We start from the raw sequence: 16,802 nt of genomic DNA on the forward strand, positions 1-16,802 counted from the left end.
CGACCTTGTGACAGCCGGAGCCTTCAGGAGCCGCCGCTCAGCTGGGACCGAGCTCCTCACGCAACTGAGTCAACGTTCGAGCCAGGATGCGGGACACGTGCATCTGCGAGATACCCATGCGCTCGGCGATCTGCGTCTGCGTCATGGACCCGAAGAACCGGAGGATCACGATCTGACGCTCACGCTCGGGAAGCTTCTCGAGTGCCGGTCGGACGGTGAGGTAACTTTCCATCTTCTCCAGCTCGGGGTCGTCCTCGCCGAGAGTGTCCATCAGCGGAAGCCGATCGTCGCTGACGACCGAATCCACCGAGACCGTCTGGTATGCACTGCGCGCCAACAGAGCCTGCGAGGCCTCCTTGACGTCGATGCCCAGCTCGGCCGCGATTTCACTCGCCGTCGGGGCACGTCCCAGCTTCTGGGAGAGCGTTCCCACCGCGCCGGAAATCATGGAGTTCAGTTCTTTCATGCGGCGCGGAACACGCACCGACCATCCCGCGTCGCGGAAATAGCGACGAGCCTCGCCCATGATCGTCGGGACGGCGAACGACACGAAGTCCGAACCGCGTTCGATGTCGAATCGATCGACGGCGTTGACCAAGCCGAGCCGTGCGACCTGCAGAAGGTCCTCGTGCGCCTCCCCGCGTCCGCCGAATCGACGGGCGATGTGTTCGGCCAGAGGTAGACACCGAGTGATGATGCGATCCCGCAGCACCTGTCGCTGCGGTGAATCCTTGTCGAGCGCCTGCATCTCCTGGATGAGGGGCACGACTTCTTTGTAGTCGTCCGACTGACGCCGACCGGACTTCTCGTACGGCGCAGGCACTAGATGGTGCTCCTCCGCTTGATCACGTCGACGGCGACGACGTGTCCCTCGTCGACATCGTCGACGGTCAGCGCGATGGAATCCGTCAGCGTCTGCAGGACGTGCCAGCCGAAGCTGTCCTGCTTCGGTAGCTTGCCGGTCTGCACGGTCGACGTCGTGGCGATACGGATGCCGCTGTCACCGACGACGAACGAACACGACAGTTCGGCCCCGAGCACCGCACCGGCGATCAGTTCCGAGCAGACCTCGTCGACGACCAGCTTGATGTCGGCGATGTCGTCGAGCGTGAAGTCCGACAGAACCGCAAGGGTTTCGGCAACGGCACGAACGACGGGAAGCTGCGCGGCGTCGGCGATCACCCGCAATTCGACCGGTGCGCCGGAATCTCGTTCCAGCTCTTCGATCTTGCCGACGCCAGTCATCCGCGCTCCCTATCAGTTGTTTCGCATGTACTCAGACCGAGGTCGAACTCCATTTCGACCGGACCAAGGATACCCAGGCTTTCGCAGTTCAATCCCGCGCGGCTCTGCGGTCCGCTCGCGCGACGACGGCAGAAGCGGGCAACAGGCGCAAAACGTCCCCGTCCCAACCGGGGGGAGGCGTGGACGGGGACATCCGCGACCGTGACCCGGGGCAGGTACGCGGACGCTGGTGCCCCAGAGTAGTCCTGCCCCCAGGGGCGGACGAACCCGATTCGATAACGAAACTCTTGCCGACCGGACGGCACACGGTCGTACGAGGTGACGGCGGGCTCCCGTACTGGCACGATCGAGAGGTGGACTACACGGAGCGATTGCGGGAACTGGCGGGGCGATGCGGCATCGGAGCGTCCTACCGAGGATGGGACGACGTCGAACATTCGGTATCCGACGCGACACTCCGCGCGATCCTCGAAGCCAGGGGCATCGCGGCGACAGACGAGGACGACGTCGCGCGCTCGCTGGACGATCTCGACACCGCCCCGTGGCGTCGCATGTTGCCACCCGTTCTCGTCACGATCGCGGGAACGGCGGCTCGCGTCGAAGTGCATGTGCCGCACGGGGATCCGCTGTCGGTGCATCTCGTCACCGAGACAGGGGTCCGTGTCGAGCTCGAACAACTCGGAGTATGGGTCGATCCACGTGAGGTCGACGGCACACTCGTCGGCCGGGCCACGTTCGAGATCCCCGCAGAAATCCCAGCCGGTTGGCACACGGTCACGGCTGCGAGCGACCCGGGAAACGGCGAGGTGACGACGTCGCAGTGCCCGCTCGCCGTGACACCCGAGCGCTCGACGGCCAACGACGCGATCACCGATCGTCAGCGATACGGTCTTCTCGCGCAACTGTATTCGCTGCGATCGAACCGCTCGTGGGGAGTCGGCGACTATGCCGACCTGGCCGACACCGCATCGATCGCGGGGCGACTCCACGGGTTCGATTACCTCCTCGTCAACCCACTGCATGCGGGGCGTCCGAATCCGCCCGTCGAGGCGTCGCCGTACCTGCCGTCCACACGACGGTTCTTCGACCCCATGTACATCAGGGTCGAGGACATCGAGGAGACCGCGTATCTGTCCCCCGAGAAGTACGCCAAGGTGCGGAGGTCGGCGTCGGAATTCACCAAGGCGAACAAGCGAATTCGACGCATCGACCGCGACCCGTCGTTCCGAGCGAAACTCGGTGCGCTCGAACGTGTTCATCGAGTCGAGAGGTCGGCGTCACGTCAGGCGGCGTTCGAGTCGTTCTGCGAGCGCGAGGGGTCCGGTCTCGAAGACTTCGCGCTCTGGTGTGCCCTCGCGGAGAAACACGGTCCGAACAGCAAGATCTGGCGTGACAGTGCAGCCCACCCGCGGACCGACCACGCGACGGCCCAGCGCACGAAACTGGCCGACCGGATCCACTTCCACATGTGGCTGCAATGGATTTGCGACGAACAGCTGAGCCGCGCACAGCGCGCCGCGCTCGACTCGGGCATGGATATCGGCGTCGTCCACGACTTGGCCGTCGGCGTGCATCGACACGGAGCCGACGCCTGGACGCTCGGTGACGCCTTGACGTCCGGGGTCACCGTGGGAGCGCCGCCGGACAACTTCAATCAGCAGGGCCAGAACTGGAATCAGCCTCCGTGGAACCCGGATCGGTTGCGCGAGCTCGGATATGCGCCGTATCGAGACATGCTGCGCACCGTGCTCCGGCATGCAGGCGGCGTTCGCGTCGACCACATTCTCGGTCTGTTCCGCCTGTGGTGGATTCCCGAGGGGGCGACGTCGGCTGCCGACGGCGCGTACGTCACCTACGACCACGAGGCACTCATCGGAATCCTGATCCTGGAAGCGGAGCGTGCCGGCGCCGTCGTGGTGGGTGAGGATCTCGGGGTCTTCGAACCGCTGGTGCAGGAGTACCTCGGTGGCCGCGGTCTGTTCGGCACGTCGATCCTGTGGTTCGAGAACGACGAAGGAACGCCCATTCCGCCGGAGGATTACCGACGCCTGTGCTTGACGTCGGTCACCACCCACGACCTGCCGCCGACGGCCGGATACCTGCGCGGCGAACACATCGCGCTCAGATCACGGCTGGGGCTTCTCGAACGCGACCTCGACGAGGAGACCGCGCGGGACACCGCGGCTCGCGAGGCCGTCCTCGACCTCGCGCGACATCGAGGACTGCTCGCCGACGACGCGTCCGAGCAGGAGACGATCGAGGCGTTGCACCGTCTCGTCCGGCTCAGTCCGTCGGTGCTGATCGGTGTCGCACTCGTGGACGCCGTCGGCGAGAACCGCATTCAGAATCAACCGGGAACGGACGAAACCCAGTACGAGAACTGGAAGGTCCCTCTCGCCGACGACAAGAAGAAGGCCGTCTGGGTCGACGACCTCGTCGATCATCCGAGGTTGGTGTCTTTGGTCGAGGCGCTTCGCACCCGTGCCTGAACAGTCGGACACTGGGCCAACTATCCGCGCACGGGTCGCGTAGCGGCATACTCGAACGATGGGACGCATCACGACGCGACGGCCAGTAGTACGCATCCGCGGGATACACGAGACCAGCCGTCCCGACACGCTTGTCGTCGAGGAACCCCTGGAGATCCGCGTCGACGGGAACCCGTTGGCCGTCACGATGCGCACTCCGGGCCACGATGTCGAACTCGCTCACGGGTTTCTGCTCACCGAGGGCGTCATCGGCAGCCGCGACGACATCGCGATAGCCCGGTACTGCGACGGCGTCGACGACGAGGGGCAGAACACCTACAACGTTCTCGACATCACGCTCGCCGACGGGATTGCACCACCCCAGCCGGGCGTCGAACGCAACTTCTACACGACGTCGTCGTGCGGCGTGTGTGGCAAGGCATCGTTGGATGCCGTTCGACTGAAATCGGTTCACTCCCCCGCGTCCGACGACGTGCGGGTCAAGGCGTCGGTGCTGACGACCATGCCGACGACGTTGCGTGACGCCCAGAAGGTGTTCGAATCGACGGGCGGACTGCACGCTGCAGCGCTGTTCGACCGCGACGGCCGGATGCTGGTGGTCCGCGAGGACGTCGGCAGGCACAACGCCGTCGACAAGGTGGTCGGCTGGGCGGTCGGCGAAGGCCGAGTGCCGCTGCGAGGAACGGTTCTGATGGTCAGCGGACGAGCATCCTTCGAACTCGCACAGAAGGCCGTCATGGCCGGGATACCCGTGCTCGCTGCGGTGTCGGCGCCCTCGTCGCTCGCCGTCGACCTGGCCGAGGAGTCCGGACTCACCGTCGTGGGGTTCCTCCGCGGCGAGAACATGAACATCTACTCGCGCGCCGACCGCATCGAACGCTGAACAGACGACGAGACCCGGCCGTCCGTGGACGACCGGGTCTCGGGGTGTAGGTGACTACGCCGACTTGTCGCGACGCTCGCGCTCCGGCTTACGCGGAACGATCGTCGGGAGGACGTTGTCGTTGACGGTCTCCGACGTGACGACGACCTTCGCGACATCGTCACGGCTCGGGATGTCGAACATCACCGGGTTGAGCACTTCCTCGAGGATCGCCCGCAGGCCACGAGCGCCGGTGCCGCGGAGGATCGCCTGTTCGGCGATCGCTTCCAACGCATCCTTGGTGAACTCGAGCTCGACGTTGTCCATCTCGAACAACCGGCTGTACTGCTTCACGAGCGCGTTCTTCGGCTCCGACAAGATCGTGACCAACGAGTCCTTGTCGAGATTGGTGACCGACGCGACCACCGGCAGACGGCCGATGAACTCCGGAATCAGACCGAACTTGATCAGATCCTCGGGCATGACCTCGGCGAAGTGGTCCTGCGTGTCGATCTCGGCCTTGGACCGGACCTCGGCACCGAAGCCGAGCCCGCGCTTTCCGACGCGGTCCGACACGATCTTCTCGAGGCCGGCGAACGCTCCGGCCACGATGAAGAGGACGTTGGTCGTGTCAATCTGGATGAATTCCTGGTGCGGGTGCTTGCGTCCACCCTGAGGCGGAACGCTGGCCTGCGTACCTTCGAGGATCTTCAGCAGTGCCTGCTGCACGCCCTCGCCGGAGACATCCCGCGTGATCGACGGGTTCTCGCTCTTGCGGGCGATCTTGTCGACCTCGTCGATGTAGATGATGCCGGTCTCGGCGCGCTTGACGTCGTAGTCGGCAGCCTGGATCAGCTTCAGCAAGATGTTCTCGACGTCCTCACCGACGTACCCCGCCTCGGTGAGCGCGGTGGCGTCGGCGATCGCGAACGGCACGTTCAGCATCTTGGCGAGGGTCTGCGCCAGGTACGTCTTGCCGCAGCCCGTCGGGCCGAGCATCAAAATGTTGGACTTGGCCAGTTCGACGCTCTCGCCGCGCGTGTCACGAGCCTTGTCGCCGGCCTGGATGCGCTTGTAGTGGTTGTAGACGGCCACGGCAAGCGTGCGCTTGGCGGTGTCCTGGCCGATCACGTAGTTCTCGAGAAAATCCCGAATCTCGGAGGGCTTCGGCAGGTCGTCGAGCTTGACCTCGCTCGACTCCGCGAGCTCCTCCTCGATGATCTCGTTGCACAGGTCGATGCACTCGTCGCAGATGTACACACCCGGCCCCGCAATGAGCTTCTTCACCTGCTTCTGGCTCTTACCGCAGAAAGAGCATTTCAGCAGATCGCCACCGTCACCGATGCGTGCCATTCGGAGGTTCCTACTTCCTTGTCCGCGTTCGACCGGCGAACACCCCTACCGGGTACTGCGCCGGCCGTGTGCAACTTCTCGATCCACAGCGTTCGAGCGATGACACGATGAGCCATAGCTTTCGAGCCCTGATGCGACCGTACCCGTGTTCGTCGAACATGGGCGAGTTGTTTCCGGTGATTCGCCGACGAATCCGAGAAGTACTCGGTTCGAACGACGCCACCTCTTCACTGCCATACCGACCATCGAATCGCGGGCCCCCGACTGTTACGTCGACCCGGCCTGCGATGTGTGCGGTGCCGAGTGGAACGAGCTCTACTCCACTCGGCACGCGCAACGGTCTTCGCGAAGATACCTGTTCGGTACTACTTCTGTGCCGACAACTTGCGGTAATCGAACACGGTGTCGATGATTCCGTATTCCTTCGCCTGCTCGGCGGTGAGGATCTTGTCGCGATCGGTGTCCTTGCGGATGACGTCGGGATCCTTACCGGTGTGGCGGCCGAGCGTCGTCTCCATCAAGCGACGCATGCGCTCGATCTCGGCGGCCTGGATCTCGAGGTCCGAGACCTGACCCTGAATTCCACCACTGGCGGGCTGGTGAATCAGCACGCGGGCGTTGGGCAGTGCGGCACGCTTGCCCGGCGTTCCCGCTGCCAGCAGAACGGCCGCAGCCGACGCCGCCTGGCCGAGGCACACTGTCGCGACGTCTGCTCGGACGTACTGCATGGTGTCGTAGATTGCCATCAGCGACGTGAACGATCCACCCGGCGAGTTGATGTACATCGTGATATCGCGGTCTGGGTCGAGCCCCTCGAGCACGAGCAGCTGCGCCATGATGTCGTTGGCCGACGCGTCGTCGACCTGGACACCGAGGAAGATGATGCGCTCCTCGAACAGCTTGTTGTACGGGTTGGACTCCTTGACGCCGTAGCTGGAGTGCTCGACGAAGGACGGCAGGATGTACCGCGAGGACGGCATCTGATTCGGGTCGAACAAGTTTGTCATCGTTTCTCCATGAAGTGAGTGATCGTGAGGGACGAGCGGCTCCTGATCAGGAGCCGGTGCCGCCTGCCTGCCGCGCGCGCGAGATGACGTGGTCCACGAAGCCGTACTCCTTGGCCGCTTCTGCGGTGAACCAGCGGTCACGATCGGAATCCGCGGTGATCTGCTCGACGGTCTGTCCGGTGTGCTGAGCGATCAGCTCGGCCATTTCCCGCTTCGTGTGAGCGAACTGCTCCGCCATGATGGCGATGTCACTGGCGCTACCACCGATGCCCGCCGACGGCTGGTGCATCATGATGCGGGCGTGCGGAAGGGCGTAGCGCTTGCCCTTCGTGCCTGCCGACAACAGGAACTGGCCCATCGAGGCCGCGAGTCCCATGCCGTAGGTGGCAACGTCGCATTCGGCGAATTCCATCGTGTCGAAGATGGCCATACCCGCGGTGACCGAACCACCGGGAGAGTTGATGTAGAGCGAGATGTCGCGGGTGGGATCCTCGGCCGACAGGAGAAGGATCTGTGCGCAGAGCTTGTTGGCGATGTCATCGTCGACCTGAGTACCGAGGAAGATGATGCGCTCGCGAAGCAGGCGCTCGTACACGGAGTCACTGAGATTCAGGCCGGAAGAGGCCGAAGTCATGACGGGACTCTGCTGGTGCGAAGCCGCCGGATTCTGAACAGTCACGGTACCTGCCTTTTCCATACGATCGTTGGTTCCTGATACAGACACTAACGAAAGACGGCGGCCCCGGAGTCCCGGAACCGCCGTCGTTCGCTGTCAGCGTTACTTCTCTTGTTCACCCTCGGAAGAATCGCCTGTTGCAGGCTCTTCGGCTTCCGCGGGGCTTCCGAAGAGCTCGGAGGTGTCGATGTCCGCACCGGCAGTGTCGGTCACCTTGACGCGGTCGACGACCGACGCGAGGGCCTTGCCGCGACGCACGTCCGCGAAGACTGCGCCCAGCTGGTTGGCCTGCTGCACCTGCTGGATGAACTGCTCGGGCGACATGCCGTAGCGCTGCGCCTGGAAGATGATCCGCTCGGTGAGCTCGTCCTGGCCGACCTCGGTCTTCTCGGCTTCGGCGATGGCGTCGAGCAGCAGCTGGGTGCGGACCGACTTCTCGGCCGTCTCCTTGACGTCCTTGTCGAACTCTTCACGGCTCGATCCCTGCGACTCGAGCAGCTCGGCGAGCTTGGCCTCGTCGTGGTCGAGACCGTGGATGGCCTCGTGGACCTGGTTGTCGACCTCGGCCTTGACGACGGCCTCGGGCACCGGAACCTCGACGGTCTCGAGCAGCGTCTCGAGCACCTTGTCGCGGATCTGACCGGCCTGCTCGACCTTCTTCACGCGCTCGACGCGCGTCTTCAGGTCGGCGAGGAGCTCGTCGAGCGTGTCGAACTCGCTGGCGAGCTGAGCGAACTCGTCGTCGGCCTCGGGGAGCTCGCGCTCCTTGACCGACACGACCTTGACGGTGACGACGGCTTCCTTGCCTGCGTAATCGCCTGCGACGAGGGTCGACGTGAAGTCCTTGGACTCGCCTGCTGCGACACCGACGATGGCGTCGTCGAGGCCCTCGATCAGCTGACCCGAGCCCACCTCGTGGGACAGGCCCTCGGCCGACGCCTCTTCGACGGTCTCACCGTCGACGGTGGCCGACAGGTCGATCGACACGAAGTCACCGGTCTGGACCGCACGCTCGACGCCCGTCAGGGTGCCGAAACGCTGACGCAGCGACTGCAGCTGCTCGTCGACGGCCTCGTCGGTGATCTCGAGCGGGTCGACGGTGACGCTGATGGTCGAGTAGTCCGGGAGCGTGATCTCGGGGCGAATGTCGACCTCGGCGGTGAACGTGAGTTCTTCGCCGTCCTCGATCTTGGTGATCTCGATCTCGGGCTGGCCGATGACCTTGATCTCCTCGGCCGTCACGGCCTCCGAGTAGCGAGCCGGGAGAGCGTCGTTGACGACCTGCTCGAGCACGGCGCCGCGGCCGACGCGTGCTTCGAGGAGCTTCGCCGGAGCCTTGCCCGGGCGGAATCCGGGGAGACGGATCTGCTGCGCGAGTGCCTTGTATGCGCGGTCGAAATCAGGCTTGAGCTCCTCGAAGGGCACCTCAACGTTGATACGGACTCGCGTCGGGCTGAGCTGCTCGACGGTGCTCTTCACGGGACATGCTCCTTCTGGTGGTCTTGCCTCTGCTGTCGGACCGGCTCACCGTCGACGGCGAACCGTTCACGCGGACGCCGCTGGATCCGTTCGGACCCCGCGGCCTTCTGTCGGGGTGACAGGAATTGAACCTGCGACCCTCCGCTCCCAAAGCGGATGCGCTACCAAGCTGCGCCACACCCCGTCGTACTGCTCCGCACGCTGCGGCTTCCCGCACGACAACGGAAACCTCGTGCGAACACCGTCCAACCTACAGGCACCATTGAACAGCAGACGTCGGCGGTACCCCACACAGGGCCACCGTTTCCGTCTCGACAGACTCTACATGCAGGCGGTTTGTAATCTCGAAGCCGCATTATGTAGAGTTTCGAATCGCAAGCAACGGGGATCACCGATCCACCGACTGCTCGCACGCCGATGTAGCTCAATGGTAGAGCCCCTGTCTTCCAAACAGGCTACGCGAGTTCGATTCTCGTCATCGGCTCATCGAAAGGCCCGGCCCGCACCTGCGGACCGGGCCTTTTTCGTTGCTTTCCTGCCGGCATCGAAGCACCATCCATGCCGCCCAGCGGCTGTGGTGTGCCATCGATGCCGGGCCAGGCCTAGATTCGGACGCCGTCGTACAGCGCCCGCCCCACCGCCTCGTCGCCGACGACGTCCAGAGTCTCGAACGGCCGCCGACGCCACACCGTCAGCAACAGGTCCTGCGCCGATCCTCGCAGTGCCACATCCCCTTTGCGATGCTCACGAGTGACGACAACGGCGTCCCCGGTGAAGTCGACGAACAGCTCCATGTCCGTTCCGTCGTCGGTGTGCAGATGAATCGTGCGCCCGCGCAGGTCCGGCACACGCTCCAGCGGCACACGCGTCAGAAACGCCTCGGCCCATTCGGCGACGCCGTCGGCGGCCCCGGCAGGGTCGGCCGCGTCGGGTTCCGCTCCCCCGCGTGCGTGCACGGCGTCCTGAGCGTCGAAGCGGTGGACGGTCACCTCGTGCAGTTGCCGACGGATCCAGTAATCGGCCGTCCCCTCGCCTGCCCATGTCGCCACCGGCTGCTGCAAGTCGACGCGTCGGAAGTCGTCGAGCATCGCCGCGGCAGCCTCGGCGTAGTCGTCGAGCACCGCCGGCCCACGTTCTGGTTTATTTACTGCCGCAATGACTTTCGCCATGCCGTCGGCCGCAGGCGCGGACAGTGCCGCGCGCGCCATCCGGTGGACGAAGGTCACATGCCTGACCAGTTTCTCGACCGTCCAATCCGGCATCGACGGGACCGGTGCGCTCGCGTCGTCCAAGGACAGTGACCCCATGCGGGTGCATTCGGCGGCAAGTAGATCCAACTGTTGATCAGGTGTCATACCGGCGATCCTGACATCGTCACGTCATCGGAGCGAGGATATCCGCCGCGTAAACTCGATAGTGTCCGATTTGTCCGACGGGGTCGCGGTGATCGTCCGCCCCCGGAAGAATCCCCGGAAGGGGTCACAGTGGAAGCATTGTTACTCGTCGTCATCGTCGTCGCGGCAGTCGTGTATCTGGTCATGCGCAGCCAGAAGAACTCCGCAGCCCGGACGGCGAGCACGCTGGAAGACGCGAAGGCGGATGCGCGACAGTCGATCGAACGTCTCGGCGGCCAGATCTACAACCTCACCGGCACCGACACCGCGTCGAAGCAGGCTCTGGCCGACGCGTCGGAACGCAACATCGCCGCAGGATCTCAGATCGATCAGGCGAAGACCGTCGAACAGGCTCGTCTGGCGAAGCAGACCGCACTCGAAGGCCTGTACTACATCCGTGCGGCACGGCTCGCGATGGGCATGGACCCCGGACCCGAAATTCAAGGCATCGACGGTCAGCGCTCCGCAGGCCAGGTCACCGAGGATCGCAAGGTCGACTTCGAAGGCAGGCAGGTCGAGGCGTCACCGAACCCGTCCGACCGGACACCGAACTACTACCCCGGCGGCAAGGTCGCAGGTCGCCCGGTACCGGCGGGCTGGTACTCCGAGCCCTGGTGGAAGCCCGCGCTCGTCGCAGGCGCCTGGGGCGTCGGTTCGATGTTCCTGTTCTCCGCGATGTTCTCGGGCATGGCCGGAGTCGGATACGGCGAACAGGATTTCGCGAGCGGAGCCGGCGACGGGTCCGAAGGCGGCGGAGATTTCGGCGGTGACTACGGCGACGGCGGAGGCGACTTCGGTGACGGCGGTGGTGATTTCGGCGGCGACTTCGGCGGCGGGGACTTCGGTGGAGGCGATTTCGGCGGCTTCTGACGAAGCGGAGCTAGTTGGCTTGACAGACCGGACACCAGAACAAGTTTCGCCCCTGCATCACCGAATGCAGAATTTCGGTTCCACAGTTTCGACACGGACGCCCCGCCCTGCGATACACGTAGGTGCGGGGCCGTTTCGGTCCGTAGCCCGCTTCCCCGTGATCGTCCTCGGGACGGATCGTGATGATCTTTCCGCGTCGCACACCGATTTTCATCAAGTCGACGAGGTCGATCCAGAGCGCGTCCCATTCGGACCGGTCGACGTCCTTCCCCGGCCGCATCGGGTTGATCTCGTGACGGAACAGGATCTCGGCCCGGTAGACGTTTCCGACGCCTGCGAGGACCTTCTGATCCATCAACAAGCCGCCGATGGCGGTGCGGGACTTGGAAATTCGAGCCCACGCCTTGTCGGGATCGGCATCCTTCCTGATCGGGTCGGGCCCGAGTCGAGCTTTCAGGTTCTCGACCTGCTGCTCGGTGTAGATCTCGCAGGCCGTCGGACCACGGAGGTCGGTTCCGTACTCGTCGCCCACCATCCGCATTCGGACTGCACCGACCGGATCGGCAAGCGGCACAGCATGTTCGGTGAACTTGCCGTACAAGCCGAGGTGGATGTGCACGATCAGATCGGACTCGTAGTGGTGCAGCAGATGCTTGCCCCAGGCCTCGGCCTTCTCGAGCACGAGTCCGTCGACGAGCGCGGCACCGGAGGTGAACCGTCCCTGAGGACTGCTCACCGCGACCGGTGCCCCGCCGAACCGTCGCCCGTGCAACCGCGCCAGGCGGTGCAGGGTATGCCCTTCCGGCACAGTTACGCAGGCGTCGACGAACCGTCGAACTTCTGGCCGCCGGGCACGTCGGGAGCGTCACCCGAGCGCTCGTACTCGGACAGGATGTCGATGCGTCGTTGGTGACGCTCCTCGCCGGAGAACGGAGTACCGAGGAACGCGTCGACGATCGCGAGGGCCTCCGGCAACGTGTGCATGCGTCCGCCGATGCCGATCAGCTGGGCGTCGTTGTGCTCGCGGGCGAGTGTGGCCGTCTCGACGCTCCACGCCAGCGCGCAGCGAGCGCCGGGAACCTTGTTCGCGGCGATCTGCTCGCCGTTGCCGGAACCACCGAGCACCAAGCCGCGGCTGCCGGGATCGGCCACCACGCGGCGGGCTGCGTCGATGCAGAACGCCGGGTAGTCGTCGACGGGGTCGTATTCGAAAGCACCACAATCGACGGGCTCGTGCCCGGTCTTCGTCAGGTGTTCGATGATCTGGTTCTTGAACTCGAGTCCGGCATGGTCGGCACCCAGGTATACGCGCATGCCTAGAGTCTGACAGGTGGATGTGCGCGCGGGGAACGCGGTCGCCGGAGTGGACGGCGCCAAGGGTGAGTGGGTGGTCGCCCGGTACGACGGGCGACGCGTCGAGTGGTCCGTGGCCGCCGACGTGGACGAGGTTCTGCGCGCGACGGAAGACTGTTCGGCCGTGGGTGTGGACATGCCGTTGTCGATGCCCGAGAAGGGCGTCCGCGTAAGCGAATCCGAGGCAAGAGCATTCCTCGGGCCGGCGCGTTCGTCGATCTTTCACACGCCGGTGCGCGCCGTCCTCGACACCGATTCGTACGAGAACGCGTGCGCAATCTCTCGGTCCCTCACAGGCAAGGCGATCAGCAAGCAGACGTGGTACCTGATGGCCGGGGTGCGGGCGTGGAATGCAGCGACTTTCGACGTCGAACGCGTCGTCGAGGTGCATCCCGAGTGCGCGTTTCGGATGATGGCGCCGGACACGGTGTTCGTGTCGAAGAAGTCGGCACGCGGAGCGGGACAGAGACTGGCCGCCCTCGGAACCTGGCTCGATCTCCGAGAACTGGCCGCCGGTCTCGCGCAGTTGCCCGTCGGTCCCGTCGTCGACGACGCCGTGGACGCAGCGGCGGCCGCGTGGTCGGCGTGGCGGTTCAGCCGCGGCGAGCACCGGGTGTTCGGAACCGTCGTTGCGACGGATCGCATCGTCGCCTGATGGAACTCGTGCGTGCGAATGTATAGCGGGGTATACATTCGCACGCACGAGCGGCGAAGCCGCCTAATCGAACTCGGGATCCTCGTGGCGCGTGCGCTTGAGCTCGAAGAAGTGCGGGTACGACGCGAAGATCACCGACGCGTCCCACAATTTGCCTGCCTCTTCGCCGCGCGGAATACGCGACAGAACCGGCCCGAAGAACGCGACTCCGTTGACGTGGATCGTCGGCGTTCCGACGTCGTCGCCCACCTTGTCCATGCCGGCATGGTGACTCGTGCGGAGGGCCTCGTCGTAGTCGGTGCTGTCGGCAGCCTCGGCGAGCTCGGCAGGCAAACCGACCTCGGCGAGCGACTGTTCGACGACCTCGGTGAAGTCCTTGTTGCCTTCGTTGTGGATCCGAGTGCCCATTGCCGTGTACAGGGCCGGGAGGATCTCGTCGCCGTTCTCCTGCGCGGCTGCGATCGCGACGCGGACGGGTCCCCAGCCCTTCTTCATCAGGTCCGCGTACTGCTCGGGTAGGTCACGTCCCTCGTTCAGCACTGCGAGCGACATGACATGGAAGTTCACGTCGATGTCGCGAACCTGCTGGACCTCGAGAATCCATCGCGAGGTGATCCAGCACCAGGGGCACAGCGGGTCGAACCAAAAGTCGGCGGTGTCCTTCTGTGCACTGTCGGTCACGTCCATCTCCTTCGTCCAAGGGTTCGTAGCCACTACGAGAACACGCAACTGCGGACGGCGCCGAACAATTCCATGCCCTCCCTTGACCAGCATGCCGCAACAGGAACGTGATGGGATGGTGGCATCCATCGTTTCCCTACTCGAGAAGGTGCCTACACAACGTGGTTGCTCCCAACCTGACTCGCGACCAGGCCGCGACGCGCGCGTCCGTCCTCGGCGACCCCACCTATTCGATAGTTCTCGATCTCACCGACGGCGCAGGCAACCCCAGCGAGAAGACGTTCCTGTCGACGACGACGATCCAGTTCTCCGCGACGCCCGGCTTGTCGAGCTTCGTCGACATCGTCGCCGACAGCATCCGCTCCGCCACGCTCAACGGCGTCGACCTCGACATCTCGTCCTACGACGAAGAGACCGGTATCGCGCTGACCGACCTCGCCGAGAAGAACGAGCTGATAGTCGATGCCGAGTGCGTCTATTCGAACACCGGTGAGGGACTGCATCGGTTCGTCGACCCCTCCGACGGCTCGGTGTACCTGTACACCCAGTTCGAGACGGCCGACGCCAAACGGATGTTCGCGTGCTTCGATCAGCCGGACCTGAAGGCCACCTTCGATCTGAAGGTCACCGCGCCCGAGAGCTGGAAGATCATCTCGAACTCCGCGCACGCCGCCGAACCGGCCGCGGGTGAACACGTCTTCGACACGACGCCGCTCATGAGCACCTACCTCGTCGCGCTGATCGCAGGTCCGTACGCGGAGTGGACCGACTCCTACAGCGACGACCACGGCACCATCCCCCTCGGCATCTACTGCCGCGCCTCGCTCGCCGAGCACATGGATGCCGAGCGACTGTTCACCGAGACCAAGCAGGGATTCGGCTTCTACCACGCCAACTTCGGCACCCCGTACGCCTTCGGCAAGTACGACCAGCTGTTCGTCCCGGAATTCAATGCCGGTGCGATGGAGAACGCAGGGGCGGTGACCTTCCTCGAGGACTACGTCTTCAGGTCCAAGGTGACGCGCTACTCGTACGAACGGCGCGCCGAAACGGTGCTGCACGAGATGGCCCACATGTGGTTCGGCGACCTCGTGACCATGCGGTGGTGGGACGACCTGTGGCTCAACGAGTCCTTCGCGACGTTCGCGTCCGTGCTGTGCCAGGCGGAGGCCACCGAGTACACCAACGCGTGGACGACGTTCGCCAACGTCGAGAAGTCATGGGCGTACCGGCAGGATCAGCTGCCGTCCACACACCCCATCGCCGCGGACATCCCCGACCTCGCCGCAGTCGAGGTCAACTTCGACGGCATCACGTACGCCAAGGGCGCCAGCGTTCTCAAGCAGCTCGTCGCGTACGTCGGCAAGGACGATTTCCTGGCCGGCCTCCGTGCGTACTTCGTCGATCACGCCTTCGGAAACGCGACGTTCTCGGACCTGCTGTCGGCGCTGGAGAAGTCGTCGGGACGCGATCTGTCCGACTGGGGCAACCAGTGGCTCCGCACGACCGGCCTCAACACCTTGAGCCCCGACTTCGACGTCGACGACGCCGGCAACTTCACGCGCTTCGCCGTCGTACAGGGCGGTGCGGAACCGGGCGCCGGTGAGCGACGCGTGCACCGTATCGCCGTCGGAATCTACGACGACGAGGGCGGAAAGCTCGTCCGCACGAAGCGCGTCGAACTCGATCTCGACGCGGCCGAGAGCACCGAGATCGCCGAGTTGGTCGGCGTCTCGCGCGGCAAACTGGTTCTCGTCAACGACGACGACCTGACGTACTGCTCGGTGCGTCTCGATTCGGAGTCGCTCGACACTCTGATCACGCGCATCGGTGACATCGTCGATCCGCTCCCCCGGACGCTCGCGTGGTCGGCCGCCTGGGAGATGACGCGTCAGGCCGAGATGAAGGCACGCGATTTCGTCGCGCTCGTCCAGCGTGGCATCGCCGCGGAGACCGAGGTCGGCGTCGTGCAGCGTCTGTTGCTGCAGGCACAGACGGCGATCAACAGCTACGCCGATCCGCACTGGGCCGAGACCACCGGGCAGCCCGAGTTCGCCGACGCGTTGCTCGAACTGGCTCGCGCGGCAGACGCCGGATCCGATCATCAGCTGGCGTTCGTCAACTCACTCACCGGTTCGGTGCTGGCCGACCGCCACGTCGACGTGCTGAAGGACCTGCTCGACGGCGACGCCGCCGGTCAGGGTCTGGCCGGACTCGACGTCGACACCGATCTGCGGTGGAGAATCGTCACCGCTCTGGCCGGAGCGGGCGCGATCGACTCCGGCGGCTCGGCGTCACCCGTCATCGACGCCGAAGCAGCCCGCGACAACACCGCCGCAGGCGCCCGTTCGGCTGCGGCCGCTCGCGCGGCTCGTCCCGATGCCGAGGTCAAGAACCAGGTATGGGCGACTGTCGTCGACGACGATTCGGTTCCGAACATCACTGCGCGCTCGATCATCGGCGGGTTCGCCGGACCGGGACAGTCCGCACTGCTCGAGCCGTTCGTCGATCGCTACTTCGAGGCCATCTCGGGTGTCTGGGCACGTCGGTCGAGCGAGGTCGCGCAGACCGTCGTCGTGGGCCTGTACCCGTCGTGGTCGATCAGCGACGAGTCGGTGGCGGCCGCGGACCGATTCCTGGACGGTGATCTGCCGCCTGCGTTGCGTCGCCTCGTCATCGAGGGACGCGCCGGAATCGTGCGGTCGCTGAAGGCGCGTCGCTTCGACGCGAGCTGACCC

Annotated in this window: 15 protein-coding genes and 2 tRNA genes; 6 read left to right on the plus strand and 11 right to left on the minus strand. The window is 64.9% G+C overall.

The window, feature by feature from the left end; translation table 11 throughout:
* Positions 1 to 37: 37 nt before the first annotated feature.
* Together HQ354_RS01900 and HQ354_RS01905 are read right to left on the minus strand one after the other, a co-directional pair.
* Positions 38 to 823: a SigB/SigF/SigG family RNA polymerase sigma factor gene (locus HQ354_RS01900; RefSeq protein WP_068423763.1), complete on the minus strand. Its 786-nt coding sequence runs from the start codon at positions 821 to 823 to the stop codon at positions 38 to 40.
* Positions 823 to 1,245, minus strand: coding sequence for an ATP-binding protein (locus HQ354_RS01905; RefSeq protein ID WP_222634061.1), 423 nt, complete (start codon positions 1,243 to 1,245; stop codon positions 823 to 825). Before HQ354_RS01905 ends, HQ354_RS01900 begins: the two co-directional genes overlap by 1 nt.
* A 353-nt stretch (positions 1,246 to 1,598) precedes the next feature.
* On the opposite strand from HQ354_RS01905, the gene malQ reads away from it, so the two are divergent.
* The gene (malQ, locus tag HQ354_RS01910) at positions 1,599 to 3,734 is read left to right on the plus strand and encodes a 4-alpha-glucanotransferase (RefSeq protein WP_222634062.1); all 2,136 of its coding nucleotides are present in this window, start codon (positions 1,599 to 1,601) and stop codon (positions 3,732 to 3,734) included.
* Positions 3,735 to 3,792: 58 nt separating this feature from the next.
* Positions 3,793 to 4,617 carry a formate dehydrogenase accessory sulfurtransferase FdhD gene (gene fdhD, locus HQ354_RS01915; RefSeq protein ID WP_222634063.1) on the plus strand — a complete coding sequence of 275 codons (825 nt, stop codon included), beginning with the start codon at positions 3,793 to 3,795 and terminating at the stop codon, positions 4,615 to 4,617.
* A 54-nt stretch (positions 4,618 to 4,671) separates the two neighbouring features.
* On the opposite strand, the gene clpX is transcribed toward fdhD, so the two are convergent.
* The 5 genes from clpX to HQ354_RS01940 form a co-directional block, all read right to left on the minus strand.
* Positions 4,672 to 5,949 (minus strand): ATP-dependent Clp protease ATP-binding subunit ClpX, encoded by a 1,278-nt coding sequence (gene clpX / locus HQ354_RS01920; RefSeq protein WP_222634064.1) that lies wholly within the window; start codon positions 5,947 to 5,949, stop codon positions 4,672 to 4,674.
* 365 nt (positions 5,950 to 6,314) lie between these two features.
* On the minus strand, positions 6,315 to 6,956 hold the full coding sequence (locus tag HQ354_RS01925) for an ATP-dependent Clp protease proteolytic subunit (RefSeq protein ID WP_068423770.1): 642 nt from the start codon (positions 6,954 to 6,956) through the stop codon (positions 6,315 to 6,317).
* Positions 6,957 to 7,002: 46 nt separating this feature from the next.
* Positions 7,003 to 7,653 carry an ATP-dependent Clp protease proteolytic subunit gene (locus tag HQ354_RS01930; protein ID WP_084423645.1) on the minus strand — a complete coding sequence of 217 codons (651 nt, stop codon included), beginning with the start codon at positions 7,651 to 7,653 and terminating at the stop codon, positions 7,003 to 7,005.
* An 81-nt stretch (positions 7,654 to 7,734) separates the two neighbouring features.
* On the minus strand, positions 7,735 to 9,111 hold the full coding sequence (gene tig / locus HQ354_RS01935) for a trigger factor (RefSeq protein WP_068423772.1): 1,377 nt from the start codon (positions 9,109 to 9,111) through the stop codon (positions 7,735 to 7,737).
* 110 nt (positions 9,112 to 9,221) lie between these two features.
* Positions 9,222 to 9,295 (minus strand) — tRNA-Pro (locus HQ354_RS01940).
* A gap of 229 nt (positions 9,296 to 9,524) precedes the next feature.
* Here HQ354_RS01940 and HQ354_RS01945 point away from each other — a divergent pair.
* A tRNA-Gly gene (locus HQ354_RS01945) sits at positions 9,525 to 9,595 on the plus strand.
* A gap of 118 nt (positions 9,596 to 9,713) precedes the next feature.
* Here the strand turns inward: HQ354_RS01945 and HQ354_RS01950 are convergent.
* Entirely contained in the window at positions 9,714 to 10,466 is a 753-nt protein-coding gene (locus HQ354_RS01950) for a maleylpyruvate isomerase N-terminal domain-containing protein (protein ID WP_222634065.1), read from the minus strand.
* Positions 10,467 to 10,649: 183 nt separating this feature from the next.
* Between HQ354_RS01950 and HQ354_RS01955 the strand changes: the two genes are divergently transcribed.
* Positions 10,650 to 11,375 carry a GA module-containing protein gene (locus HQ354_RS01955; protein WP_222634091.1) on the plus strand — a complete coding sequence of 242 codons (726 nt, stop codon included), beginning with the start codon at positions 10,650 to 10,652 and terminating at the stop codon, positions 11,373 to 11,375.
* Between the two features lie 10 nt (positions 11,376 to 11,385).
* Here HQ354_RS01955 and HQ354_RS01960 read toward each other — a convergent pair whose 3' ends face one another.
* Together HQ354_RS01960 and HQ354_RS01965 are read right to left on the minus strand one after the other, a co-directional pair.
* The gene (locus tag HQ354_RS01960; protein WP_114332711.1) at positions 11,386 to 12,183 is read right to left on the minus strand and encodes an Fpg/Nei family DNA glycosylase; all 798 of its coding nucleotides are present in this window, start codon (positions 12,181 to 12,183) and stop codon (positions 11,386 to 11,388) included.
* A 2-nt stretch (positions 12,184 to 12,185) separates the two neighbouring features.
* A complete protein-coding gene (locus HQ354_RS01965) occupies positions 12,186 to 12,689 on the minus strand; it encodes a ribose-5-phosphate isomerase (protein WP_068423778.1) in 504 nt (167 codons plus the stop codon).
* Between the two features lie 16 nt (positions 12,690 to 12,705).
* Between HQ354_RS01965 and HQ354_RS01970 the strand changes: the two genes are divergently transcribed.
* On the plus strand, positions 12,706 to 13,383 hold the full coding sequence (locus HQ354_RS01970) for a DUF429 domain-containing protein (RefSeq protein ID WP_254303463.1): 678 nt from the start codon (positions 12,706 to 12,708) through the stop codon (positions 13,381 to 13,383).
* 63 nt (positions 13,384 to 13,446) lie between these two features.
* On the opposite strand, the gene HQ354_RS01975 is transcribed toward HQ354_RS01970, so the two are convergent.
* Positions 13,447 to 14,064 (minus strand): DsbA family protein, encoded by a 618-nt coding sequence (locus HQ354_RS01975; RefSeq protein ID WP_374107362.1) that lies wholly within the window; start codon positions 14,062 to 14,064, stop codon positions 13,447 to 13,449.
* A gap of 161 nt (positions 14,065 to 14,225) precedes the next feature.
* Between HQ354_RS01975 and pepN the strand changes: the two genes are divergently transcribed.
* Entirely contained in the window at positions 14,226 to 16,799 is a 2,574-nt protein-coding gene (gene pepN, locus HQ354_RS01980) for an aminopeptidase N (RefSeq protein ID WP_222634067.1), read from the plus strand.
* Positions 16,800 to 16,802 lie beyond the last annotated feature (3 nt).

Origin of the sequence: Rhodococcus sp. BP-261 (assembly GCF_019835205.1) — a bacterium.
GTDB classification, from domain to species: Bacteria; Actinomycetota; Actinomycetes; order Mycobacteriales; family Mycobacteriaceae; genus Rhodococcoides; species Rhodococcoides kyotonensis_B.